The sequence below is a fragment of the Amycolatopsis silviterrae genome (assembly GCF_042684085.1).
Lineage (GTDB): Bacteria > Actinomycetota > Actinomycetes > Mycobacteriales > Pseudonocardiaceae > Amycolatopsis > Amycolatopsis silviterrae.
In genome coordinates this window covers 188,933-211,482 of record NZ_JBHUKS010000008.1, presented here as the reverse complement: position 1 = coordinate 211,482, position 22,550 = coordinate 188,933, and the positions used below count along the sequence as shown (strand labels likewise).

21 protein-coding genes and 3 pseudogenes are annotated in these 22,550 nt (G+C 69.0%); 10 read left to right on the top strand and 14 right to left on the bottom strand.

Annotated features, from left to right (window positions below; all coding sequences use genetic code 11):
• Positions 1–128 precede the first annotated feature (128 nt).
• Genes purB through ACFSVL_RS12945 form a run of 3 tightly spaced genes read right to left on the bottom strand, consistent with a single transcriptional unit; the run spans position 129 to position 3,446 of the window.
• Complete coding sequence (gene purB, locus ACFSVL_RS12955; protein ID WP_378303754.1) at positions 129–1,556, bottom strand: adenylosuccinate lyase; 1,428 nt, start codon at positions 1,554–1,556, stop codon at positions 129–131.
• A 34-nt stretch (positions 1,557–1,590) separates the two neighbouring features.
• Positions 1,591–2,739: a galactonate dehydratase gene (gene dgoD / locus ACFSVL_RS12950; protein WP_378303752.1), complete on the bottom strand. Its 1,149-nt coding sequence runs from the start codon at positions 2,737–2,739 to the stop codon at positions 1,591–1,593.
• Between the two features lie 26 nt (positions 2,740–2,765).
• Positions 2,766–3,446 carry an SDR family NAD(P)-dependent oxidoreductase gene (locus tag ACFSVL_RS12945; protein WP_378303750.1) on the bottom strand — a complete coding sequence of 227 codons (681 nt, stop codon included), beginning with the start codon at positions 3,444–3,446 and terminating at the stop codon, positions 2,766–2,768.
• Positions 3,447–3,526: 80 nt separating this feature from the next.
• On the opposite strand from ACFSVL_RS12945, the gene ACFSVL_RS12940 reads away from it, so the two are divergent.
• The 3 genes from ACFSVL_RS12940 to ACFSVL_RS12930 are packed head-to-tail and all read left to right on the top strand — an operon-like array spanning position 3,527 to position 5,831.
• On the top strand, positions 3,527–4,138 hold the full coding sequence (locus ACFSVL_RS12940) for a bifunctional 4-hydroxy-2-oxoglutarate aldolase/2-dehydro-3-deoxy-phosphogluconate aldolase (protein WP_378303748.1): 612 nt from the start codon (positions 3,527–3,529) through the stop codon (positions 4,136–4,138).
• Positions 4,138–5,124, top strand: a complete 987-nt coding sequence (locus ACFSVL_RS12935) for a lactonase family protein (RefSeq protein WP_378303746.1) — start codon at positions 4,138–4,140, stop codon at positions 5,122–5,124. The genes ACFSVL_RS12940 and ACFSVL_RS12935 overlap by 1 nt, the downstream gene beginning before the upstream one ends.
• Positions 5,121–5,831 carry a FadR/GntR family transcriptional regulator gene (locus ACFSVL_RS12930; RefSeq protein WP_378303745.1) on the top strand — a complete coding sequence of 237 codons (711 nt, stop codon included), beginning with the start codon at positions 5,121–5,123 and terminating at the stop codon, positions 5,829–5,831. The genes ACFSVL_RS12935 and ACFSVL_RS12930 overlap by 4 nt, the downstream gene beginning before the upstream one ends.
• Here ACFSVL_RS12930 and ACFSVL_RS12925 read toward each other — a convergent pair.
• Positions 5,807–6,739 carry a GlxA family transcriptional regulator gene (locus ACFSVL_RS12925; protein WP_378303743.1) on the bottom strand — a complete coding sequence of 311 codons (933 nt, stop codon included), beginning with the start codon at positions 6,737–6,739 and terminating at the stop codon, positions 5,807–5,809. The two genes, ACFSVL_RS12930 and ACFSVL_RS12925, sit on opposite strands and share 25 nt — an antisense overlap.
• 72 nt (positions 6,740–6,811) lie before the next feature.
• On the opposite strand from ACFSVL_RS12925, the gene ACFSVL_RS12920 reads away from it, so the two are divergent.
• On the top strand, positions 6,812–7,471 hold the full coding sequence (locus ACFSVL_RS12920) for an HD domain-containing protein (RefSeq protein ID WP_378303741.1): 660 nt from the start codon (positions 6,812–6,814) through the stop codon (positions 7,469–7,471).
• Positions 7,472–7,484: 13 nt separating this feature from the next.
• Positions 7,485–7,898, top strand: a complete 414-nt coding sequence (locus ACFSVL_RS12915) for a RidA family protein (RefSeq protein ID WP_378303739.1) — start codon at positions 7,485–7,487, stop codon at positions 7,896–7,898.
• Positions 7,899–7,904: 6 nt separating this feature from the next.
• On the opposite strand, the gene ACFSVL_RS12910 is transcribed toward ACFSVL_RS12915, so the two are convergent.
• From ACFSVL_RS12910 to ACFSVL_RS12900, 3 genes are read right to left on the bottom strand one after another with little or no spacing between them, the layout of a single operon-like run.
• On the bottom strand, positions 7,905–8,516 hold the full coding sequence (locus ACFSVL_RS12910; protein WP_378303737.1) for a TetR/AcrR family transcriptional regulator: 612 nt from the start codon (positions 8,514–8,516) through the stop codon (positions 7,905–7,907).
• 37 nt (positions 8,517–8,553) lie between these two features.
• Complete coding sequence (locus ACFSVL_RS12905; protein WP_378303736.1) at positions 8,554–9,243, bottom strand: hypothetical protein; 690 nt, start codon at positions 9,241–9,243, stop codon at positions 8,554–8,556.
• Entirely contained in the window at positions 9,236–9,745 is a 510-nt protein-coding gene (locus ACFSVL_RS12900; protein ID WP_378303734.1) for a SigE family RNA polymerase sigma factor, read from the bottom strand. The genes ACFSVL_RS12905 and ACFSVL_RS12900 overlap by 8 nt, the downstream gene beginning before the upstream one ends.
• A gap of 141 nt (positions 9,746–9,886) precedes the next feature.
• Between ACFSVL_RS12900 and ACFSVL_RS12895 the strand changes: the two genes are divergently transcribed.
• Together ACFSVL_RS12895 and ACFSVL_RS12890 are read left to right on the top strand one after the other, a co-directional pair.
• Positions 9,887–10,903 carry a threonine aldolase family protein gene (locus ACFSVL_RS12895; protein WP_378303732.1) on the top strand — a complete coding sequence of 339 codons (1,017 nt, stop codon included), beginning with the start codon at positions 9,887–9,889 and terminating at the stop codon, positions 10,901–10,903.
• Positions 10,904–10,920: 17 nt separating this feature from the next.
• Positions 10,921–11,502, top strand: coding sequence for an HAD family hydrolase (locus ACFSVL_RS12890; RefSeq protein ID WP_378303730.1), 582 nt, complete (start codon positions 10,921–10,923; stop codon positions 11,500–11,502).
• Between the two features lie 68 nt (positions 11,503–11,570).
• On the opposite strand, the gene ACFSVL_RS12885 is transcribed toward ACFSVL_RS12890, so the two are convergent.
• On the bottom strand, positions 11,571–11,756 hold the full coding sequence (locus tag ACFSVL_RS12885; protein ID WP_344266394.1) for a hypothetical protein: 186 nt from the start codon (positions 11,754–11,756) through the stop codon (positions 11,571–11,573).
• Positions 11,757–12,075: 319 nt separating this feature from the next.
• Between ACFSVL_RS12885 and ACFSVL_RS12880 the strand changes: the two genes are divergently transcribed.
• Positions 12,076–13,251, top strand: a complete 1,176-nt coding sequence (locus ACFSVL_RS12880; protein ID WP_378303728.1) for a S53 family peptidase — start codon at positions 12,076–12,078, stop codon at positions 13,249–13,251.
• Between the two features lie 165 nt (positions 13,252–13,416).
• On the top strand, positions 13,417–14,394 hold the full coding sequence (locus ACFSVL_RS12875) for a hypothetical protein (RefSeq protein ID WP_378303726.1): 978 nt from the start codon (positions 13,417–13,419) through the stop codon (positions 14,392–14,394).
• Between the two features lie 21 nt (positions 14,395–14,415).
• Here the strand turns inward: ACFSVL_RS12875 and ACFSVL_RS12870 are convergent, their stop codons facing one another.
• From ACFSVL_RS12870 to ACFSVL_RS12855, 4 genes and pseudogenes are all read right to left on the bottom strand, one after another.
• Positions 14,416–15,582 carry a pyridoxal phosphate-dependent aminotransferase gene (locus ACFSVL_RS12870; protein WP_378303724.1) on the bottom strand — a complete coding sequence of 389 codons (1,167 nt, stop codon included), beginning with the start codon at positions 15,580–15,582 and terminating at the stop codon, positions 14,416–14,418.
• Between the two features lie 50 nt (positions 15,583–15,632).
• Positions 15,633–15,848: pseudogene (locus ACFSVL_RS12865) on the bottom strand (transglycosylase SLT domain-containing protein); the annotation flags it as partial.
• A gap of 1,725 nt (positions 15,849–17,573) precedes the next feature.
• Positions 17,574–17,858 (bottom strand): annotated as a pseudogene (locus tag ACFSVL_RS12860) (WXG100 family type VII secretion target); the annotation flags it as partial.
• A gap of 22 nt (positions 17,859–17,880) precedes the next feature.
• The gene (locus ACFSVL_RS12855) at positions 17,881–18,192 is read right to left on the bottom strand and encodes a hypothetical protein (RefSeq protein ID WP_067577414.1); all 312 of its coding nucleotides are present in this window, start codon (positions 18,190–18,192) and stop codon (positions 17,881–17,883) included.
• Between the two features lie 172 nt (positions 18,193–18,364).
• Here ACFSVL_RS12855 and ACFSVL_RS12850 point away from each other — a divergent pair.
• Positions 18,365–19,525: pseudogene (locus ACFSVL_RS12850) on the top strand (serine/threonine-protein kinase); the annotation flags it as partial.
• 665 nt (positions 19,526–20,190) lie between these two features.
• Here the strand turns inward: ACFSVL_RS12850 and ACFSVL_RS12845 are convergent.
• Together ACFSVL_RS12845 and ACFSVL_RS12840 are read right to left on the bottom strand one after the other, a co-directional pair.
• Positions 20,191–20,949, bottom strand: a complete 759-nt coding sequence (locus ACFSVL_RS12845; RefSeq protein WP_378303722.1) for an ESX secretion-associated protein EspG — start codon at positions 20,947–20,949, stop codon at positions 20,191–20,193.
• Positions 20,946–22,541 carry a hypothetical protein gene (locus ACFSVL_RS12840; RefSeq protein WP_378303720.1) on the bottom strand — a complete coding sequence of 532 codons (1,596 nt, stop codon included), beginning with the start codon at positions 22,539–22,541 and terminating at the stop codon, positions 20,946–20,948. Before ACFSVL_RS12840 ends, ACFSVL_RS12845 begins: the two co-directional genes overlap by 4 nt.
• Positions 22,542–22,550: the final 9 nt, after the last annotated feature.

Here is a 22,550-nt window from a genome sequence, read left to right as displayed (position 1 = left end):
TCCGGGGTGCGCAGACAGGAAGCGCCAGGCCGCGGGTGGCGGCCTGGCGCTTCCGGGTTCGGCACGAAGACTAAAAGCTTCGCCCGATCGAGTAATGCCGTCTCAGCACGTGGACGACGTGCGCGCACTCACAGAATCGGCTGCGGCGCGTACGCCGCGGCGTCCGGGAATCGCTTGAGCACGTCCTCGACGCGCGCCGCGACTTCTTCGACCTGACGCGGGGCGACGCCGGTGAACGAGATCCGGTCGGCGAGGAGTTCGTCCAGGTCAGCGCGGGTGAGCGGGATCCGTTCGTCGGCCGCGAGCCGGTCGAGGAGGTCGTTCTCCGCACCCCGTTCGCGCATCGCGAGAGCGACGCCGACAGCGTTCTCCTTGATGGCCTCGTGAGCGGTCTCACGCCCGACGCCGCGGCGCACCGACGCCATGAGCACCTTCGTGGTCGCGAGGAACGGGAGATAGCGATCAAGCTCACGCTCGACCACGGCCGGGAACGCGCCGAACTCGCCGAGCACGGTGAGGAAGGTTTCGAGCAGGCCGTCGAGCGCGAAGAACGCGTCCGGCAGCGCGACGCGGCGCACGACGGAATCCGAGACGTCGCCCTCGTTCCACTGGTCGCCGGCCAGCTCGCCGATCATCGACAGGTACCCGCGCAGGATCACGGCGAGCCCGTTGACGCGCTCGCAGGACCGGGTGTTCATCTTGTGCGGCATGGCCGACGACCCGACCTGGCCCGGCTTGAAGCCCTCGGTGACCAGCTCGTGCCCGGCCATCAGCCGGATCGTCTTGGCGAGGCTGGACGGCGCGGCGGCGAGCTGGACCACAGTGGACAGCACGTCGAAGTCGAGCGAGCGCGGGTACACCTGGCCGACGCTGACGAACCGGTTGCCGAAGCCGAGGTGCTCGGCGATCCGGGACTCCAGCTGGTCCAAAGTGGACTCGTCGCCGAGCAGGTCGAGCATGTCCTGCGCGGTACCGACCGGGCCCTTGATGCCGCGCAGCGGGTAGCGCTCGATCAGGTTGTCCAGCCGGGAGAACGCGACGAGCAGTTCGTCGGCGGCGGTCGCGAAGCGCTTGCCGAGGGTGGTCGCCTGCGCGGCGACGTTGTGCGAGCGACCGGCCATCACCAGGTCGGAGTGCTCGACAGCCAGCGCGGCCAGCCGCGACAGCACCGCGGCGACCCGGCCGCGGACCAGTTCCAGCGACCGCAGCTGCTGCAGCTGTTCGACGTTCTCGGTGAGATCGCGCGAGGTCATGCCCTTGTGCACGTGCTCGTGGCCGGCGAGGGCGTTGAACTCCTCGATCCGGGCCTTGACGTCGTGCCGGGTGACGCGTTCGCGGGCGGCGATCGATTCGAGGTCGACCTGCTCGACGACGCGTTCGTAGTCGTCGAGCACGCCTTCGGGCACCTCGACGCCCAGCTCGGCCTGCGCCCGCAGCACGGCGAGCCACAGCCGCCGCTCGAGCACGACCTTGCGTTCGGGCGACCAGAGCGCCACCAGCTCAGGCGAGGCGTAGCGGGCGGCGAGCACGTTCGGAATGCTGGGCTTGAGCGTCACGCGGTCACGATACCTGCGCAGGTCAGCGCGGCGGTCACCACTCCGTGAAGCTGCCGTCGGGCAGCCGCCACACTGGCGACCGCCACGCATGCCCGGCCTCGTCCGCGCGACGCACAGCCTCCTCGTCCACCTCGATGCCGAGGCCAGGAGCGGTCGGCCGCGCGGCGTAGCCGTCGGTGAAGCGGAACAACGCGTCGTCGGCGAGATAGGCGACCGGCTCGCGGCCGTCGTGGTAGTGCATGCCGAGGCTTTGTTCCTGGATCAGGAAGTTCGGCGTCGCGAACGCCACCTGCAGCGCGGCGGCCAGCGAGATCGGGCCGAGCGGGCAGTGCGGGGCCAGGTTCGCGCCGTACACCTCGGCCAGCGCGGCGATCCGGCGCAGCTCCGAGATGCCGCCCGCGTGCGACGGATCCGGCTGCACCACGGCGACGCCCGCGTCCAGCACCGGCTTGAACTCCCAGCGCGAGAACAGCCGTTCCCCGAGCGCGACCGGCACCGTCGAGGCCTCGACCACCGACGCGAGCACGTCCGCGGGCAGCTCCGGCAGTACCGGCTCCTCCACGAACATCGGCTGCACTTCTTCGAGCATCTTCACCAGCCGACGCGCCATCGCGGGCGAGACGCGGCCGTGGAAGTCGATCGCCAGGTCCCGGTCCGGTCCGAGCGCTTCCCGCGCCTCCCGGGCACGGGCCAGCGCGGCGTTGGCCTCGGCGGGCGTGGCGATCGGCCCGAGTGGTCCGGCGACGTTCATCTTCACCGCAGTAAAACCACGCTCGACCTGCGCGGATACCGCGTCGAAGATCCCCGACGGACGGTCGCCGCCGACCCACGAATACACCCGCACGCGATCGCGCACCGGACCGCCGAGCAGCTCGTGCACCGGAGCGTTCCGGGCCTTGCCCGCGATGTCCCACAGCGCCTGGTCGAACCCGGCGAGCGCGCTGGAAAGCACCGGGCCACCACGGTAGAAGCCGCCGCGCCGCAGCACCTGCCAGTGGTCCTCGATCCGCAGCGGGTCCTTCCCGATGACCAGCTCGGCCAGCTCGTGCACGGCCGCGCGAACGGTCCCGGCCCGTCCTTCGACGACCGGCTCGCCCCAGCCCGCGATGCCCTCGTCGGTGCTGACCTTGAGGAACAACCAGCGCGGCGCGACGAGGAACGTCTCGATCCCGGTGATCTGCACCTTGTCTCCTAAGCGGACTAAGCGGACTAAGCGGAATCTTTCGCGGCCGACCAGCCGCCGTCGACGGTCAGCTCGGCACCCGTGACGAACGACGCCGCGGGCGAGAGCAGGAACGCGATCACCGCGGCGACCTCGGCCGGATCGCCGAGCCGACCGGCAGGCGTCGCGCGGGCGCTGCGTTCGCGGTCTTCCGCGCTGATCCGGCCCCACGCCTCGGTCTGCACGGGGCCGGGAAGCACCGAATTCACCCGCACTTCCGGCGCGTACTCCACGGCCAATTGCCGCGCCAGAGACACCAACGCGCCTTTGCTGGCCGCGTACGCCGGGTGTCCGGGCAGTCCGAATCGCGCGTGGACGGAGGAAACCAGCACCACGGACCCGCACCGGGCCCGCAGCGACGGCAGGCAGGTCCGGACGGCCAGGTACGAGGCGGTGAGGTTCACGTCCAGCTGGCGTTGCCATTGGGCGCGGTCGGTTTCGTGCAGTGGGCCCAAAGTCGGCAGGTAAGCGTTGCTGACCACGGCGTCGACTTCGCCGGCCAGGTCTAGAACGCGTTGCCACGTCTCGTCATCGGCCACATCGCCCTGCACGCCACCCGGGACCGGGGCGAGGTCGACGCCGATCACCCGGTAGCCGTCGGCGTCGAGGTTGCGGGCGGTCGCGGCACCGATCCCGGACGCCGCGCCGGTCACCACGGCAGTGCGCATGGTTCGCAAGCATGCCGGGATGCCTTCAACCGAGTCAAGAATAATTAGTAATTTATAATTCTCCTGCTAGGCTGGCCGGCATGGGTTACCGGTGGGAGATCACGCGTGCCGCGGTGCGCCAGGGCGTCGTCGGGATCGTGCGGACGACGGACGCCGCGTCGGCCGTCATCGCAGCGCGGGCAGTGCTCGACGCGGGGTTGAAGTCGGTCGAAGTCCCGCTCACCAACGCGGGCGCGCTCGTCGCGATCGAGGAGCTGAGCGCCGCTTATCCGGACGCCACGATCGGGGCGGGCACGGTGCTCGACGAGTCGTCCGCGACGGCCGCGATCCGTGCGGGGGCCCAGTTTCTCGTCTCCCCGTCGCTGCACACCGAGGTGCTGCGTACCGCTCATCGGTACGGCGTCGCGGCGCTGCCGGGCACCGGTTCGGTCACCGAAATCGTGCGCGCGATGGAGGAAGGTGCTGACGCCGTAAAGGTTTTCCCCGCTTCCGCGCTCGGGCCACAGTGGATCAAGGACGTGCGCGCCGCGCTTCCGCAGGCACCGCTCGTGCCAACGGGTGGAATCGCTCCCGAGGACGTGCCACGCTGGCTCGACGCGGGCGCCGTCGCCTGCGGGATCGGGTCGGCGCTGACCCGTGGTTCCGCTGAGGACATCCAGGCCCGGGTGGCCGCATTGGTGAGGGAGAACTAGTGAGCGACGTCGTACTCGTCGGCTGCCGCACCGCCGAAACCGGCGGGAAGGGCACGGGAATCTCGGTTTTCCGACGCTCCGGCGGCGAGCTGACAGTGGATTCGACGTTGCCGATGGTGTCGCCGACCTGGCTGACCCAGCATCCCGCGCTGCCGATGGTGTACGCGACCAACGAGACGAGCTACGGCGAGATCACCTCCGTTTCGGTCGCCGACGGGCTGACCGCGCTCGACGTGGTCGAATCCGGCGGGGCCAGCCCGTGCCATCTCGCGGTGACGCCGGACGGCCGGTTCCTGTTGTGCGCCAACTACGGCGGCGGCAGTCTCGCCGTGTTCGCCCTCCGCGCGGACGGCCGGATCGACGGCCGCACCGACCTGGTGCGGCACACCGGAAGCGGGCCGCGCGCCGACCGGCAGGAAGGCCCGCACGTCCACATGGCGGTGTCCTCGGCGGACAGCTCGGTGGTGAGCGCCGTCGACCTCGGGACCGACGAAATCCGCAGCTATTCGCTGTCTCCGGAAGGAAAACTGACTCCGCTGGCCGTTTCGGCACTGCCGCCGGGCACCGGACCGCGACAGCTCGTGCGCGGCTCGGACGGAATCGCTTACGTGGCCGGGGAATTGTCCGGCGAGCTGATCACGATGCGCGAGACTTCGCCGGGTGCGTTCGAGTTCGCCGAGGCGACTCCGTCGACGGTGGCTGGCGGCGAATCCCTGGTAGCACACCTGGAAGTACTCGAATCCGGGGTCTATCTGTCGAACCGCGGCCCGGAATGCATCACGTCGTTCGCGGGTTCGCCGCTGCGGGCGGTCGCTGATCAGCCGTGCGGGTCCTTCCCGTGGAACTTCGCGGTCGCGGGCGGAATGTGCTACACCGCAGCCTTCAAGGACGACGTCATCTCCGTTTTCCCGTTGCCGGACTTGGGAAACGCGAAGGTGCGCACGTACCCGGCCGGCTCCCCGACGTGCGTGCTCCCGCTCCGGTGACCGATCATCGCCCTCGCGGCCTGCACGGGCAGACCGTGGAAACGCTCGCCGCGCGGATTCTGTCCGGCATCTGGCACGAGGGCATGGTGCTCGACCTTCCCGCGCTGCGCGAGGAGCTGGACATCAGCCTCACCGCGCTGCGGGAAGCGTTGAAAGTGTTGGCCGCAAAGGGAATGATCGGCGCTCGACAGAAGCACGGAACGTTCGTGCAACCGCGCGAACGCTGGCAGCTCCTGGACGCCGACGTCATGCGCTGGCAAACCACCGCGCGCGGAAACGCTGGCCTGCTGGACGAATTGGCCGAAGTACGCGCTGTGGTCGAGCCCGCGGCCGCGCGGATGGCCGCTGAGCGCGCGACCGCCGAAGACCTCGCCGCGATGGCGTCCGCGCTCGACGCGATGATCGCCGCGCCGGATGCGGAGGCGAGTGTCGAGGCGGATCTGGCGTTCCACCGCAGCCTGTTGACCGCCGCGCACAACAACTTCCTGCTCCAGATCGAACGCGTCATCGCGATCGGTTTGGCGGAACGGGACAAGCTCGTCCACAGCGGCGGCCCCACCGACGATCCGGTGCCGAGCCATCGCCGGGTGCTGGACGCCATCGCCGCGCACGACCCGGACGCCGCCGAGACCGCGATGCTGGAGCTGCTGGTGAAATCCGCCGCCGACGCCGCCCGGACGCGTCAGGAGGCGAAGGCCAGCCGGTAGGCGGTCGGCGTGGTCCCGAGCGCGCGCCGGAAGTGCAGCCGCAGGTTGGCCGGGGTGCCCAAACCGCAGTCCCGCGCCACACGGTCCACTGAATGGTCCGTAGTCTCCAGCAATTCCCGCGCTTTGCCGAGCCGCGCGTTGAGCAGCCACTGCAACGGGGTCGTCCCGGTTTCCTCGGCGAACCGGCGCAGGAACGTCCGCTGCGACATCCCGGCGTGCCGGGCGAGCAGGCGGATGCTGAGCGATTCGTCCAGCCGCTGCAACGCCCATTCCCGCGTGCCGGACAGCGAAGCGTCGCCGGCGTCCGCGAGCGGAGCGGGCACGTACTGGGCCTGGCCGCCTTCGCGATGCGGAGCGGCGACGAGACCGCGCGCGATCCGATTGGCGACCGCGGCACCCAGGTCGCGGCGCACGATGTGCAGGCACAGGTCGATGCCGCAGCACACGCCGGCGGAGGTGAGCACGTCGCCCTCGTCGACGTAAAGGACATCTCGATCGACCTGGACCGAGGGGTACTCCCGCTCGAAATCGTCGATATATTCCCAATGCGTCGTAGCGTGCAGGCCGTCCAGCACTCCCGCCGCGGCCAGCGCGAACGCGCCGGTGCAGATGGACACCACGCGCCGTCCCCGGCCGCGGGCCTCGGCCAGCAGCTCGACCGCGGCTTCCGGCAGACGATGCTCGAAGTCGAATCCCGGCACGATCAGCGTGTCCGCCGCCCGCAGCTGCTCGACCCCGCCCTCGGCGGCCAGCGCGAACCCGGCGCTGGTGGCGACCTTCGGGCCGAGCGCGCACAACGTCATCTCGTAATGCGTCTGCGGCCGGACCTGGAACACCTGCGCCGGGATCGCCAGATCTAGCGGGAGGACCCCGTCGAGCGCCAGCACCGCGACCCGATGCACTGTCATGGCAAGATTCTATCGAAGTACGGCAAACTTGCCACTCACCAGGTCAGCGGCCTGCGGGCCAGTCTTGAAGCCATGACCGAACTCCTTCCGGACGCGGTGGCCGCACTGCCCGCGACCCCGCTGGCGGACGCCGTCATCGAGGTCGTCCGGCCAGTGGAATCGCAGTCGGTGTTCAACCACAGCGTCCGCAGCTATCTGTTCGCCCGGCTGGTCGCCGACCGGCTGGCTGTGTTCGACTACGACGACGACCTGCTGTTCGCCGCGTGCGTGATGCACGACCTCGGCGTGGCGACCGACGGCGCGCACCAGGAACGCTTCGAGGTCGAAGGCGCCGAGCGCGCCGCCGGATTCCTTACCCAGCAAGGGATTTCCACCGCGAACGCCGACCAGGTCTGGCAGGCCATCGCCCTGCACACCTCCCCGGGAATCGCGGAACACCGCGGCGAGCTGTGCGTGCTCCTGCGCGCGGGGGTCGCCGTCGACTTCGGCGGCCCGATCGGCGCCGAGCACGTCGAAGCCATCACCGACGAGCAGGCCGCGACGATCCACGCCGCTTACCCACGGCTGAACATGGTCCGCTCGCTCACCGACGCGATCGTCGCGCAGGCCGCGAAAAACCCGACGAAGAACGCACCCGTGCCGTCCGTTCCCGCTGATTTCCTGCGGGAACGCGCGGCCGACGGCGAAACCCGGCTGGAACGCGCCAGCCGTTCCTCCCGCTGGGGCAACTGAGAAAGGGATCCACATGCAGTCCGTCAAAGTCCCCGAGGACTCCGAAGTCTTCGGGCCGTCCGGGGCCTCCGCCTTCTCCCGTTTCGGCTACTCGGCCGCCGTCCGTGCGGGAAACCTGCTCTTCATCGCGGGAACGATCGGCCGCCGCCCGGACGGGGCCATCGCGGAAACCATCGAAGAGCAGACCGAGATCGCGCTCCGCCGGATCGAGGAAATCCTCCGGTTGGAAGGACTCGACCTCTCCGCGCTGGTCGACATCACCAGCTACCACGTCGACATCCACCAGCACCTGCCCGGTTTCCTGGAAGCCAAGCAGCGGATCGTGACCGCGGAGCCCTATCCGGCGTGGTCGATGATCGGCGTCAGCGGGCTCGCCAGTCCGGGGCTGCTGATCGAAATCCGCGCCACCGCGGCGTATCCGGACTGACTGTTCTCAAGGGACGCCGGCGGACTCCGCGAGCGCGGTCCGCAGCATCCGCCCGGCGGCGGCGCGCGGGGCCGGGTCGACCGCGATCAGCGCGTTGACCACGGCCCCGTCCACCAGCGCGACCAGCCGGTCCAGCTCGTCCTTGGCCACCGGCGTCCCGGAGCGGGCGAAGATCTCCGTCAGCAGTTCGTTGAGCTGCTGGGACAGCGTCCGCATCAACGGGCGCAGGTACGGCCGCCGTCCAGTCGCGACCAGGCGTTCGTAGCGCAGCAGGACCGCCTCGGCGTCCGCCTCCGGATCGCCGCTCGGCGGGCCGAGCAGCATGTCCAGCACGAGTTCCACGGTCGCCTCGACTCCCCGGTTGCGGGTCGTCAGGTCGTCCAGCTGCCGCCGTCCGTTGTCCAGTTCGGTCTGCCCGTGATGTTCCACCGCGGCGGTGACGAGTTCTTCCAGCGAGTCGAAGTAGTACGTCGTGGACGCCAGCGGCAGGCCCGCCCGCTCGGCGACGGCACGGTGCCGGACCGCGTCGAAACCGCCCTCGGCCAGCAGCTCGGCGGCGGCTTCGACGAGTGTCGCTCGTCGTCGCTCGCCCTTCGGAGTGGTGGCTGCTGCCGTCATGCCCCGATATTCTGCCAGCCGCGCCGTGGGCCGCTGGTCAGAACCGGGGGGCCAGCGAAGCGGCGAAGCGCGCCAGGTCGGTTGCGTACGGTGCTGGATGCCCGGAAGTACCCGGCACGCTGACCAGCACGAGAGTCCCCCCACTGCCGGTTTTCTGACGCACAGTGACGGCTCCGGCCGGTTGCGTGGGCACGGTCACCTCGGCACCGCGAGCGAACACGGCCGCGCCGATCGCCCCGTCCGGAAGCGGGAACCCCGCGCCGCGCGACGACGTCGTACAAACGCTGCCTGGGGAAGCCTGCGCGGCACTCAAGTGGCCTGGGAGCTCGCCAGCGAGGGCAGTGGCGAGCTCCCAGTCCACCCGTGCGCACCCGGAGGTGCCTTCGACCCGAGGGCCGGTCCTCCCGGTTTCGCCGGCTCCCTGCCGAGACGGCTGACCCGGGAAGTCATCCCCATTGCTGAAAGGACGCGCCGCCGAGCCGCCGGGTTGCGCCGGTGCGGCCACGGAATTCGCCATCGAATCGGACTTCTCGCTCGTAATCCCGACAATTCCCCACGTACCGAACCCCGCGACCACCGCGACGGCCGCCGCGCCGACGGTGATCCGGTTGCGCCGGCGCAGCGTCTCGCGCTTCGAGCGGCGCACCACGTCCTCCACCGAGAACGTCGGAGGCGGCACCTCGCCGGGAGCGGCGGAGAACAACGTCTCCGCTTCGCGCTCATCCATTGGTCTCCACCTCCCGTTCCAGCACCTGACGCAGATTCGCCAGCCCGCGCGCCGTCTGGCTCTTCACGTTGCCCTCGCTGCAGCCCAGCGCCGTCGCCGCGGCACCGACGTCCAGGCCGTCGAAGAACCGCAGCACCAGCACCGCCCGCTGCTTCGGCGGCACCTCCTTCAACGCCGCGAGCAGGTCCTCCCTGGTCGCGACGCGTTCGGCGAGCCCGGGACCGTCGTCAACGGGTTCGGGCAGCACCTCGGTCTGCCGCTCCCGCCGCCACGGACGGCGAGACTCGTCGATGACCGCGCGCACCAGCGTCTTGCGCACATACGCGTCGGTCGCCGCGCGGTCTCTGATCTTCTTCCACCTCCGGTGCAGTGCGACGAACGCTGTCTGCGCGAGGTCGTCGGCCTTGTGCCAATCCCCGCACAGCAAATACGCGGTCCGGCGCACGGCGTCCCTCCTCGCGGCGAAGTACTCCGCGAACTCTTGTTCGTCGCGCTGGTCCACGCGCTTTGCAGCTCCGCTCTGGCCATGTCCGGTGAAGGGACGGATCCGGGGGCGTCCACGGTTGCACGTCCGGCCGGAGACGTTCCACCCCCCGCCGCATTGATGCCGCGCCCACCTGTGTGATGTGATCGGACTGTGACCATGACTGGGCAGCTGATCGACTTCCGTTCCGACACCGTCACCCGCCCGGACGCGATCATGCGCGCGGCCATGGCCGAGGCCGAGGTCGACGACAACGTCATCGGCACCGACCCGACGATCGCCGAGCTAGAGCGCCGGGCCGCGCAAACGCTCGGTATGCCGGCCGCGCTGTGGACGCCCAGCGGCACGATGGCGAACCTGATCGCGCTGAGCGTCCACCTGCAGCGCGGCGACCGGTTCCTCGCCACCCGCGGCGCGCACGTGCTCACCAACGAACTCGGCTCGGCCGCCTGGCTGGCCGGCGGCATGCCGGACATCCTCGAACACGACGCGGGTCCCGGCCGGTGCCTGCCGGAAACGCTCGAAGCCGCGATCGGCAACCCCGGCCCGTACTTCACGCTCCGCACCACACTGTTGTGCCTGGAAAACACGCACAACGCGGCTGGCGGCGCGGTCACCCCACCCGACGAGCACGCACAGCTGCTGTCCGTCGCGAAGCAGTCCGGGCTCACCGTGCACCTCGACGGCGCGCGGATCTGGCACGCCGCCGTCGCGCTGCAGGTGCCGCCAGCCGCGCTGACGGTCGGCGTCGACACCGTGTCGGCGTGCTTCAGCAAGGGTCTGGGCGCGCCGGTCGGCTCGGTCGTCGCGGGCAGCGTCGAGTTCGTGGAGCGCGCCCGGCGGATGCGGCAGATGCTCGGCGGCGGCGTGCGTCAGGGCGGGGTGCTCGCCGCGGCCTGCCTGGTCGCGCTGGACCGCGTCGACGAGCTGGCCGAGACGCACGAGTTCGCGAAACGGCTGGCCGACGGCCTGTCCGAACACGGCTGGGACGTCCGGACGCCGGACACCAACATCGTCCTGGCCGGCGTGCCGGACGTGCCGACCGCGCTGAACTGGCTCGGCTCGCTCGGCATTCAAGCCCTGCCCATGGCGGGCAAGGTCCGGTTCGTGACGCACCGGGACCTGTCGTCCGCTGACATCGCCGAAGCACTGCGCCGGATCAAGACCGGCGTCTGAAACCCTGGGGGACTCGGGTGACCAACTGGATCGTGTTCGACTACGGCGAGGTGCTCAGCCTCCGCACCGCCGCGGTGCCGAAGCTGGCCGCCGCGATGGGCGTCTCGCTGGAGACGTTCGAGCCGGTGTACTGGAGCGTGCGCGACCCGTACGACCGCGGCTGTCCTGACCTGGAGTACTGGACGTCGATCGGCGACCAGGTGGGCGCGAAGGTGGACGACGCGCTGTCGGCAGAGCTGACCGCGCTCGACGTCGCGGGCTGGGGACAGCTCGCGCCGGGGTCGCTGGACCTGCTGCAGTCGCTGTCCGAAGCCGGGGCCTCGCTCGCGTTGCTGTCGAACGCGCCGTCGGCGTTCGGCGTCTGGGTGCGCGAGCAGGAATGGGCGAAGCTGTTCAAGCACACGCTGTTCTCCGGCGACGTGAAGGTCGCGAAGCCGGACGCCGAGATCTTCCAGCTGCTGCTGGACAAGCTGGGTGCCAAGCCGGACGAGTGCCTGTTCTTCGACGACCGCCAGGTGAACATCGACGGTGCCCGCGCGGTCGGAATCCGCGCGCACCTGTGGGACGGCACGGAAGCCGCCCGCGCCGCACTGGCCTGAGCCGCGAACGGCTCCCGCACCCTCTCGGTGCGGGAGCCGTCGTCTGCCTCAGTATGGTTCGGCGCCGGTCAGCGGCTGATCCGCTTCGACTGCTTCTTCCCGGTGATCGCCCCGTAGGCCGCGGTGCCCAGGAACAGCACCCCGCCGATGATGCCGATCCACAGCACGGCCTTGAACACGAAGCCGATCACTGACCCGAGCACCATAAAGGCGATCCAGGCCACGACGAGCGCTCCGACGATCTTCCAGAACATGGCTCCTCCGATGCCGTTTCCGCGCCACGTCGGCCCGGTGCCCTCCAGCGTGCCATCCGTGCGACGGAAACTCTCTACGCCAGCCTAACGTTCAGGGGGATCTCCGGGTTCCCCCTGAGCCGCTTTCCTGGTCGTCTCGTCCAGCGGGTGGTGCGGCCGGCTTGACCGGCCGGTCTCTGGCCGAGACATCATGGAATGCAGTTTTTACGGCTTTACGACTGTCCGTTGAAAGGCACCTACTATCGGACCGTTGTTCATTCGACGCCCCGGACCAATTATCAGTGGTGAATAATTCACCACTGAGTCGGGAGCAAAATCAATGCGCAAGAAATTGATCGCAGGCGGCGTCTTCGCCGTCGCGCTCGCCCTCACCACCGGTGGAACTGCCACCGCGCAGCAATTCTCCGCCGCCCCCTCGGCCACCGGTGGCCCGACGGTGAAAAACGCCTGTGCGCAGGTGCGCGCGGCAGGCCACATGTCCTGCTTCGCACAGGTGCGCACCGACATCAAGCAGGCCCGGCGCGCCCCCGGCGCCGCCCCCTCCGGCTACGGCCCCGCAGAGCTGCAAGCCGCCTATCAGCTGAAGGCCGACGGCGGTGCGGGCCAGACGATCGCCGTCACCGAGTCCGGCGACTACCCCTCTCTCAAAGCAGATCTGGCCGCCTACCGCAAGCAGTTCGGATTACCCGCCGGCGACGTACAGATCGTGAATCAAGACGGCCAGGAGAGCCCCCTGCCTGCCGCCGACCCGGACTGGGCCGTCGAGACCGCGCTGGACGTCGACATGATCGCCGCGACCGCGCCGAACGCCAAGATCCTCGTGGTCGAGGCCAATCAGGCCACCACCGACGACTTGGGCAAGGCGGTGGACACCGCGGTAAAGCTCGGCGCGAAGTTCGTCTCCAACAGCTGGGGCGGCGACGAGTCCGAGGGAAGCGCGGGCGACGCGCACTTCAAGCACCCCGGCGTGGCGATCACCGCATCCAGCGGTGACAGCGGCTACGGCGCGAGCTGGCCGGCATCCTCCCCGTACGCCGTCGGCGTCGGCGGCACGACCCTGAAGAGCAGCGGCGGCTCGTACACCGAGACGGCGTGGAAAGGCGCGGGCTCGGGTTGCTCCAGCTACGCGGCGAAGCCCGGCTACCAGACCGACGCGACCGGCTGCGACAAGAAGGCCATCGCGGACGTCTCCGCGGTCGCCGACCCGGCCACCGGTGTCGCGGTGTATGACACCTTCCAGCAGAGCGGCTGGCAGGTCGTCGGCGGCACCAGCGCTTCGTCACCGATCATCGCGAGCGTCTACGCCGATGCCGGCACCCCCGGTGCACAGGACTGGCCCGCCCAGTACCCGTGGTCGCACACCGACCAGCTGACCGACGTCACCTCGGGCAGCAACGGCAGCTGCGACACCAAGCAGTGGTGCAACGCGGGCGCCGGATGGGACGGCCCGACCGGGCTGGGCACCCCGAAGGGCACCGCCGCCTTCACCAAGTAAGAATCGACAATTTCAGATAGTTCACCTTAAACGGGCATAATAGCGACCAGCGGTCTGGCGGAACAAATACGACGTTCCGCTCGATCGCTGGTCGTTGCCTTTGTCCAACCCCCTTCACTCGATAGGGTTCCGCACAAGGGAAGGCCGCCGCGGAGGTGACGCGCATTGACACTCCACGATTATTCGATTGCGCCGCACGGTCCCGATCAGCGGAATAACCTTGACTCCCTCGATCCGGGCGAACCCTCCTTCGCCGAAACGCTGCGCGGCGCGATCGATGCCAGCGGCCTCACCCTGGAACGCATCCGGGCCAGGCTGACCGAGCGCGGAAGCCGGGTCAGCCTGGCGACGCTGAGCAACTGGCAGTCCGGCAGCCGCCAGCCCGAACAACGCCGGTCGATAGAAGCGGTGCGCCAGCTCGAGAACGTCCTCGAACTGCCGATGGGCAGGCTGTCCGGCAGGCTGGGACCGCCCCGGCCGAGGGGAAGGCAAGTCGCCGCCGAGGAGTCCGCGGCACCCGACGAGCAGTGGCTGGACTCCAGTGGACTGTCGGCGCTGATGACCGACGCCGACATCGCACCGCAGAACGGACTGCGCCGGATCAGCTTGCACCTGCGCTGCCACCTCGACTCCGGCCGGGCGGTGCACCGGATCAGCTACCGGCACGTCCTGCGGGCCGAACGGGACGGCCTCAGCCACGACCTCAACCTGCTGGAACTCACCCCTGGCGCCCGCCGCCGGCCCACGCTCATCTCGACGCACAACTGCAGGCTGGGCCGCCAGTCGGTGAGCGAAGAGAAGCACCTGATGATCAACGAACTCCTCTTCGACAGCGCGCTCCGCCGCGGCGAAACCGTGGTCCTCGAGTACGAGATCGAGCTGTACCCCGAGCCGGGACAGCCGTCCGACAACGGCTGGACCGCCAGTTTCCGGCTGCCCATCCAGGAATTCCTGATCGAGGCCCAGTTCGGTCCCGGCGCCGTCCCAGTCCGCTGCCGGGAGGTCCGCCGCCCGTTCAGCGATCCGACCCCGACCGAACGACCGGTGCGCATCGGCGAATCGGCCAACACGCACGCCGTCATGCTCGGACTGCGCGCCGGGAGGTACGGGCTCGAATGGGACTGGCCCGAGCAGCACGGCTGACCGGGCCGCCCCTGACCGGTCTTACCCCAGCCAGCCGCCGAGCCTGCGCACCCCCTCGGTCACGTCCTCGGTCGCGCCGGCGAAGGAAAACCGCACGTAGCGGCCACCGTCGACCGGGTCGAAGTCGATACCCGGGGTGATCGCGAGGCCGGTGTCGGCGAGCAGCCGCTGGCACCAGCTCAGGCTGTCGGTGGTGTGGTCGGACACGTCGGCGTAGGCGTAGAACGCGCCGTCGGCAGGGGCGAGCTTGTCGAGCCCGATCTCGCGCAGACCGGCGAAAAGCAGGTCACGGTTGCGCCGGTAATGCTCGACGTGCGCGTCCGCCTCGGCGTAGGACTCCGGCGTGAACGCCGCGACCGCCGCGTACTGCGAAACCGCGGGCGGGCAGATGGTGAAGTTGCCGGTGAGGACGTCGACCGCCCGGTGCAGCCGCTGCGGCACGAGCATCCAGCCGAGCCGCCAGCCGGTCATCGCGAAGTACTTCGAGAACGACCCGAGCACCAGCGCTTCCCGGCCGTACTGCCAGGCGCAATCGAGCTGCTTGCCGTACGAGATGCCGTGGTAGATCTCGTCGCTGATCAGCTGCACCCCGTGCGACGCGCACCAGCCGGAAATCGCGGCCAGCTCACCCGGCGGCAGCACGGTCCCGGTCGGGTTGCTGGGACTCGCGACGATGAGCCCGTCAATCGGCCCGAGCTGGTCGAGCTGCTCGACGGTCGGCTGGAAATTCGTCTCGGCGGTGGTGGCGAACTCGACGACCTCGCAGCCGAGGACGTTCAGCAGATTCCGGTACGCCGGGTAGCCCGGCCGGGCCATCGCGACCCGCGCCCCCGGGTCGAAGGCGCTGAGAAACGACAGCAGGAACCCGCCGGAGGAGCCGGTAGTCATGACGACGTCGGAGGCGGTCACGTCGACGTCGTAGGTGCGCCGGTAATGCCCGGCGACGGCTTCGCGCAGCTCAGGGATGCCGAGCTGTTCGGTGTAGCCGAGGGTGTGCTTCCCCAGCGCTTCCTGAGCGGCTCTGAGCACCGCCGCCGGAGCGGGCACCGACGGTTGCCCGGCAGCCAGCGAAATCAGGTCGCCGTGGCTGCGCTGCCGCGCTTGCGCCGCGGACAGCACGTCCATCACGTGGAAAGGAGGTACGCCTGCCCGCAACGCGGGCCCGCCGAAAGCACCGATGTCGACCATGCGGCCAGGCTAACCGGCGGAACCGCGTGCGGGGTGTGCCTTTGCTCCCGTCAGTAACCGCGGTACGCGCCGCCGTGGGCCATCGCCGCGATGCCCGGAACGTTGGACATCGAGCCGTAGCGGTCGAGCGAGTACCGGACGCCGGCGATGATGTTGTCGACCGGGTTGTAGATGTTGTCGTGGCCGGGCAGCTTGTGCGCGTTGAACGTGGAGTCGATGCACTGCATCAGGCCCTTGGACGGGTGGCCTGCCGCGGCATTCGAATTGCCGGTGAGGAACAGGTGGTCACCCTCCCTCGCCGTCCACGTGCCCAGTTCGGTCGTGACACACCAGACATCGCCCCGTCCGGCGGTTTCCTCCCGGAGGAACGCGCCCGTGATGATCGGGTTGTTCGCTCGGACCGCGCCCTCGACCTGCCAGGTGTGATGCTCCGCCGTCCGGTCGCTGCAGGACACCCGCGGCCGCGCACCGGAGAGGTAGACCGCAAGCGTGATCGCGTCGAGAACTTCCCCTGGTGCCTGGTAGATCGTGACCTTGGGCTGGGTAAAGCCCGGGCGAAGATGCCGCGTTCCCTCCGCGTCCGTGATCGCTTCGAGCCACGCCGCACGCTGGTCAGCCGACATCGCGAGGACTTGGCCGAAGGCCGCTGTCTTCGGATTCCCGGCCCGGCGCAGCAAATCGCGAAGGTAGTCGTGGTCTAGCCGGAACTGGTGCCGCGGCCCGCACCCACCTCGATCGTCCACATACTCCGCGTGTGGCACGTCCGTCAGGAGTTCGCGGATCTTCGCGACCATGTCCGGCTTCGACTGGGCAATCGAGGCGGTCGGCCGATGCTGACGAGACTCGATGTGTCCGTCTCCGGCGATCCAGCCGAGGATCGCGGCCTCGCGCACGGTCACGTCAAGCCCAGCCCCGGTGTCGGCAATCGCCGACAGGAGCAACCGGTCCCGGCTGCCGACCTCGCTGGTCGTGACGAACCGGCCCTCGGTGGCGTACTCGGAACGGGCCGGAGCCGGCCGCACGCCATGGATCTTGCGCCGGTGAACCGCGACGCCGTTAGCCGGTTGAACGGAAGCCCGTGGCTCCCATCCGCATTCCGGGCACACCAGCGGGCCCGCTGGCTTGGCCTCGGCGACCCGGGGAAACGTGAGCCAGCGGTGGTTCGGCGTCGTCGTCGCCTGCCAGCGAGTGTTGACCAGCCGCACGAGCGGCGCGTTCTCGTGGTGCACCACCCGAGTGATCCGGGTCCACTCGCTGCGCCGGGTGGCCGGGTTGTATCCGATGGTCTCGTCGCCGACCTTGACGTCGTGATGCTTCAGCATTCCGCGCCGAGTCAGCACCATCGTGTCCAGTGGCACGCAGTCCCAGTTGTTGATCGCGTTCGGATTGCCGCCGGACTCGTGCTGGATGATCGCCCAGATGTTCTTGATGTCCGCGTCCGTCACGTTGACGCCCGCGGCCTGCAGCGCCTTGATCGCTTCCTGGATCCACTGCTGAACATTGCCGGGCGGAGGCGACGAGGGCGGACCGCCGCTCGGGCCGAGCCCGCCGCCACCAGCACCGCCGCCTCCTCCGCCGCCGCTGCCCCCGCCACCGCCGTGGTGGCCGGTGTGCAGCCCGCCGGTGCTCTGCGGCACCGTGCCGTCCGAGTTGGGGAGCGGGACCTTCGAGTAGCCACCCTCGATCTGGGTCTTCATCAGGTCCTGCGACTTCTTGACCATGTCATCGGCCTGCTTAAGGAGCGGGTCGATGGCCTGTTCGGCGTTCGTGGCGTCCGTTTGGTTGGCCGTGTTCGCGGCGTCGATGATCGACTTCGACGTCGGACTGGGGGCCGGGCCTTTCTTGTCCGACTTGGCGTACTCCGCCTCCGCCGTCTGCGCTTTCCGCGCTTTGTCCGACTCGGTCTTGATGCGGTTGTCGATCGCCGTCTTGGCGTTGTTCATCGCATCGGTGACCTTGGTCTTGATCCCGCCGAGGTCGGACGACAGCTGCGTCAGGTCCTTGCCGACGTCGTCAAGATGCCCCTGCACCTTGTCGCCCGCTTTGGTGATCTGCGTGACGTACTCGACGAAGGCGTCCGCTGCCGGGCCCTCCCACACTCCGCCGGACAACGACTTCGCGGAATTCGTCAGCTGTTGGCCGTGGTCGCCCGCCCGCTTCGCGGCGTCGCTGAACTGCTGCCCGGCTTTGCTGATCGCGTCCGGGTTGATCTTGTCGACCTTCTTAGCTTTCTCGACAATGCCGTTCCAATTCGGCGGATAGTCGATCAGCGCCATGCTCTAGCCCCCTCGTCCCTGCTCAGCGGTCTTCGTGGACGGTCAGGTCGGTCTTGTGGACCTGATCGGTCTCCTGGATCAGCCCCGCCGCCTTCTTGAGAATGAAGCTGGTCGCCTCCATCAGCTTCCCGGCCGCGTCGAACTCGCTGTGCACCCCCTGCTTGAACGTGCCGACCGCGCCGTGCACGTCCTTGGAGCCGCCCATCGTGCCGAACGGGCTTTCGGGCTCGTCGTCAACGCCGGTGAGATGCTTCTTGGACTTTTCGAACTCGTCCTTGAGCTTCTCCACGTTCCTGGCGGCAATGGCCATGGAATCCGGATCGTAGACAGGCACCGTTCGTCATCCCCTTCGCGACACTCGCTTCCCGACCAGTTCGGACGCTCCGCTGACCGGTTCGGTTCCCCTGCTTACTCTAAGACTTCGGACGCGTGCCGTGTGCAGTTCTCCCGGACTTCCACCCGCGTCGCGACCACGAGGACCCCGACTGGGGAATGGAGGGTATTCAGTGCAGCCGCTGCATCCCGGCGAATCCCGGCAATTCGGGCGATACCGCCTGATCGCTTCGCTGGGAGAAGGAGGAATGGGCCGGGTGCTGCTCGGGGTGTCCCGGGAAGGACGGCTCGTCGCGGTCAAACAGGTGCATCCGGCGTTCGCACACGACCCGGGGTTCCGTTCTCGGTTCAAGCGCGAGGTGGAAACCTCCCGGATGGTGTCCGGTGCGTACACCGCTGCTGTGATGGATGCCGACCCGGACGCTCCGCTGCCATGGCTCGCCTCAGTCTTCGTTGCGGGCCCCTCCCTCAAGGAAGCGATAGACGCCGCGGGCCCGCTCCCACCGAACGTGGTGCATTTCCTCGCGACCGGTCTCGCGTCGGCGCTCGCCGAGATCCACCGGGTCGGCCTGATCCACCGGGACCTCAAGCCCAGCAACGTCCTCCTCGCCGCGGACGGCCCACGAGTCATCGACTTCGGCATCGCCAGGGCCGCCGAAGGCGACACCGATATCACCCACACGGGGTCGATCATCGGTTCGCCCGGATTCATGTCGCCGGAGCAGGCGAACGGCCTACCGCTGACGCCTGCCAGCGACGTGTTCTCATTCGGTGCGCTGGTGACGATGGCTGCGGCTGGTCGGGCGCCGTTCGCCGGAGCGTCCACTCCTCAGACGCTGTACAACGTCGTTCATAGCGCTCCCGACCTCACCAACCTGCACCCGGACCTGCGGCGGCTTGTCGAACCTTGCCTGGCGAAGGATCCGAGGGTGCGGCCAAGTACGGCACAGATCCTGGACTTCCTCGGCTCGGTCCAGATCACCGCGACGCCTTGGCCGCCAGCGGTGCACACGATGATCGAGCGGCAGCAGGACGAGGTGAGGACTGCACTCGAGTTGCCGATGCCGAAGGAGCCGCGGAAACGTCCTAAGTGGCTGGTCCCGACTGTCGCGGCAGCGACGGCGATAGTGATCGCGGCAGCGACAACAGTGGTTCTGGTGAATCGCTACGACAATCCCGCCGCGGCCCCGGTTAGCGCACCGCCGCCTGATCCGCTCAGCCCCGCAGCACTGCGCCGGGCCGATCCGTGCAAGCTGCTTAGTCCCGATTCTCTGCCGAAGAGCGGACCGTTGCAGCCCGGACGCGCCGACATGCTGTACGAAGGATGCACCTACCCCTTCGAGGCAACTCCAAGCCAGACTATCGGCCTCCGATTGGGCGTCTCCTTGCTGGGCCAGAAGGGACAACCGACCAAGGTGGGTTCGATGGACGCAATCCAGAACCAGGAATCTAATGAATGCGAACTAGCGGTCATCAACCCTTCTACTCCTGAATTCGGCATCGCAGTGGACGCGCCCGGCACTGCCCAAACTAGTTGCGACGTCGCCCGTGAAAGCATGACTGCGGTACTGGGAAAACTGCGCAGCAATCCGGCTCCTTACCCCAACATCGCCAAGACCCTCCGAGAGGCTGACCTGTGTGCTCCGGCGCTGAAGAAGCCGCTCCAGGAGGCCGCCGGCAACGTCCTGAACAGCGAAGTAAAAGGATTGCATGACTGCACGTGGCGCGGCAGCAAGGATTACCTTGCGAGCGTCCAGCAAGTTTCAAAACCGCAACCAGCCGAGGGGCAGACGACTAAAATCGGGGATGCGTACGTGACCGTGAACCAACAGCAGGACAGGTGCTACCTGCGCTGGCTGTTTCCCCCGTACGAGCCTGACTGGCAGGGTACGCTTTCCGTAACCTCATCAACGGACGCCACGCCGTCTGGCGAAAGGAACTGCGGTTCCGCGACGAGTGCTCGACGTACTCGCCAACGCAGTCAAACCGCACGGCTGACTCAAATCGCGGCCTGCAACTCCCGCACCCGCTCCGCCAGCACCGCATTGTCCGCCGGGCTCACCGTCGCCCAGGCATGGCCGTCCGAATCGTCGGTGAGCTGGAACAGATACCGCCCGGAGTCGGTGTCGTAAAACGCCGCCACCTGCGGTGACCGGCGCACCGTCCCGTCCCGCAGCACCCGTACCGCGCAGAACTGCCCGCGCGCCGCCTGGCCCATCAGCATGCCCGCCAGCTCCTGCGCCTCCCACAACGCCACACCCCGGTCCTCCAAGGCCGTGACCAGCGCTTTCGGATCGCCAGCGGCAGCCGTGTCGGCGGCGACGAGCGTGCTGTGCGGCAGCGAGATCGACTGGCCGACACCCGGGTCGAGCGATCCGGCCACCGACACCACCGCGTCGGCGAGGCCGCTGGCGTCGGCGGGAATCAGCCACACCTCGTCCCGGTCGACCACCGCGAGCACGGCCTGGCTGCCCCGGCTCACCGCGCGGCCGTGGATCTCGCGGTCCGCCCACACCCAGACATCCACGGCTTCCCGCGGCCGGGCCAGCAGATGCAACTGGTCCAGCACCGTCCCGGATGGACGGCGGCCGCGTGCCAATCGCCGCTCTGCCAGCGAATCCCAGACGGACGCGATCAGCTCGGCCCGTTCGGTGTGCGTGCGCCCCGGCGACGGGACCGCGAGCGCGGGCGGCCGTCCGCCAAGGTCAAGCGATTCCCACAGCACGTCGAATTCGAGGGCGGTCAGTACCAGGTTCACGGCCGGCGCACGTCTCCCGTGCCGTCGCCGAGGACGTCGCGCGCGACCATCCGGCCGTCGGCGAACAGATCCTTGTCGTCGACGCCGAAGCGGCGCACGTGTTCGTCGTCGCTTTCCTGCGGAGCCGCTTCGGAAAGGAATTTGGCGTCGCCGCTGCCCGATTTCGGCGCGATCTGCTCGGCTTTCCGCAATGCGACGGCGTCCTCCTCGGGAAGCTCGTCCACCGGCAATGGCCGGACCAAACCCTTTTGCTGACCGTCTTGTCCGCGGCCTTGCCGTTCGCGATCTCCGGAAAGCGCACCACCGGCCACGCCCGCGCCCAAAGCAGCGGCACCCGCGCCGATTTCTCCGGCCGTCGCTCCGCCGCCACGCGGAGCAGGGGCACCGCCGGGGGTTTCGGCGACGGGAGCGGGCGGCGCCTGCGGGACACTGCCGACTAGCCGACCCCGTTGCAGCGCTTGGTTTTCATGGCCGCCCGCGGCACCTCCGAGGTGTCCTGCCGGGCCACCGGAGCGACCGGATCCGCTTGCGCCGCCGAGGCTTTCCGAACTACCAACGGTCCCGCGGCCAGCCGGACCGCTGTCGGAACCGCCGCCAGTCCCACGCGGACCAGTCGGCACGAAGGTGCCGGGCTCCCGCATCCCGCCAGGAACCCGCGTCCCGCTCGAAGCGCCTGGTCCGCCGGAAGTGCTTGGCCCACTGGGGATTCCGGGCCCGTTGGTCGAACCGACCGACCGAGGCGGACCGCTGTGCGGCGTGTTCCCCGGTGCCTTCTCCCAGCCCGGCGGCGGAGGAGGAGAAGCTGGCGGAACGTAGCTAGCCGCGACCACCGGCGCAGCTGGCCGGGCAGCAGGCGAAGCCGTGCCGTGCGCAGGCGTCGGCGGGTCCACGACCGGAGGCGGTGGCGGGGGAACGTACTGCGACTTCACCGACGCCGCAGCGGGCTGCACCTGGCCGTCCGGCGTCACTTCGACCGCCGAGGCCGCCCGGTCGACCGGGCTCGGCCCGCTGCCGGGCTGGACCATCGTGAGCGATTGCGGCTGCCCCAGCGGCTCGGTGGACAGCAAGTTTTCCCCGCTCTGCTGGGCATACGAGTTCAACGCCTCGACCGCTTGGCCGCGCGCGTTGTCCGCGGCTTGCACCTGGGCCGAGTGGTCGGTCTCGAAGCCGAGGAAGCTCACCACCGTGTCGATGAGCGTGAGGCTCTCCGCGCCTTTGCGCACCGCGGCCGGGTCGGGCAGCTTGTACTTGGTGCGGTTGAACGCTTCCCCTTGCGCGAAAAGCATTTCCGCGGTGTGCGTCACCTTCTGCATCGCGTCCTGCGAGAAGCCCGCTTGATCCGACAGCACCTGTCCGGCCTGTCCGCCCGCCTGGCTCTGCCATTCGACGCCGAGCTTCGCCAGCTGGTCGCGCAGCGTGCGGTCGGTGCCCGCGAGCGCGGTCGCGACCTCCCGCAGCGCCTCGACCGCGGTGGCGATGCTGGCGATCCCGTCGCCGGTGCCGAACTTCTCGATCTCGTCGGCGATGGCGGTGTCGGTCCACCCGTCGAAACGGTGGTCGCGGATCCTGCCCGCGAGTTCGGAGATCTCCACGCGCCCTCC

Bases quoted from the DNA above. Each gene is read 5' to 3' on its own strand.
- ACFSVL_RS12945 (WP_378303750.1), bottom strand. From the start codon at position 3,446: ATGCGCACTGCCGTGGTGACCGGCGCGGCGTCCGGGATCGGTGCCGCG.
- ACFSVL_RS12940 (WP_378303748.1), top strand. From the start codon at position 3,527: ATGGGTTACCGGTGGGAGATCACGCGTGCCGCGGTGCGCCAGGGCGTC.
- ACFSVL_RS12925 (WP_378303743.1), bottom strand. From the start codon at position 6,739: ATGACAGTGCATCGGGTCGCGGTGCTGGCGCTCGACGGGGTCCTCCCG.
- ACFSVL_RS12920 (WP_378303741.1), top strand. From the start codon at position 6,812: ATGACCGAACTCCTTCCGGACGCGGTGGCCGCACTGCCCGCGACCCCG.
- ACFSVL_RS12915 (WP_378303739.1), top strand. From the start codon at position 7,485: ATGCAGTCCGTCAAAGTCCCCGAGGACTCCGAAGTCTTCGGGCCGTCC.
- ACFSVL_RS12910 (WP_378303737.1), bottom strand. From the start codon at position 8,516: ATGACGGCAGCAGCCACCACTCCGAAGGGCGAGCGACGACGAGCGACA.
- ACFSVL_RS12905 (WP_378303736.1), bottom strand. From the start codon at position 9,243: ATGGATGAGCGCGAAGCGGAGACGTTGTTCTCCGCCGCTCCCGGCGAG.
- ACFSVL_RS12895 (WP_378303732.1), top strand. From the start codon at position 9,887: ATGACTGGGCAGCTGATCGACTTCCGTTCCGACACCGTCACCCGCCCG.
- ACFSVL_RS12885 (WP_344266394.1), bottom strand. From the start codon at position 11,756: ATGTTCTGGAAGATCGTCGGAGCGCTCGTCGTGGCCTGGATCGCCTTT.
- ACFSVL_RS12880 (WP_378303728.1), top strand. From the start codon at position 12,076: ATGCGCAAGAAATTGATCGCAGGCGGCGTCTTCGCCGTCGCGCTCGCC.
- ACFSVL_RS12870 (WP_378303724.1), bottom strand. From the start codon at position 15,582: ATGGTCGACATCGGTGCTTTCGGCGGGCCCGCGTTGCGGGCAGGCGTA.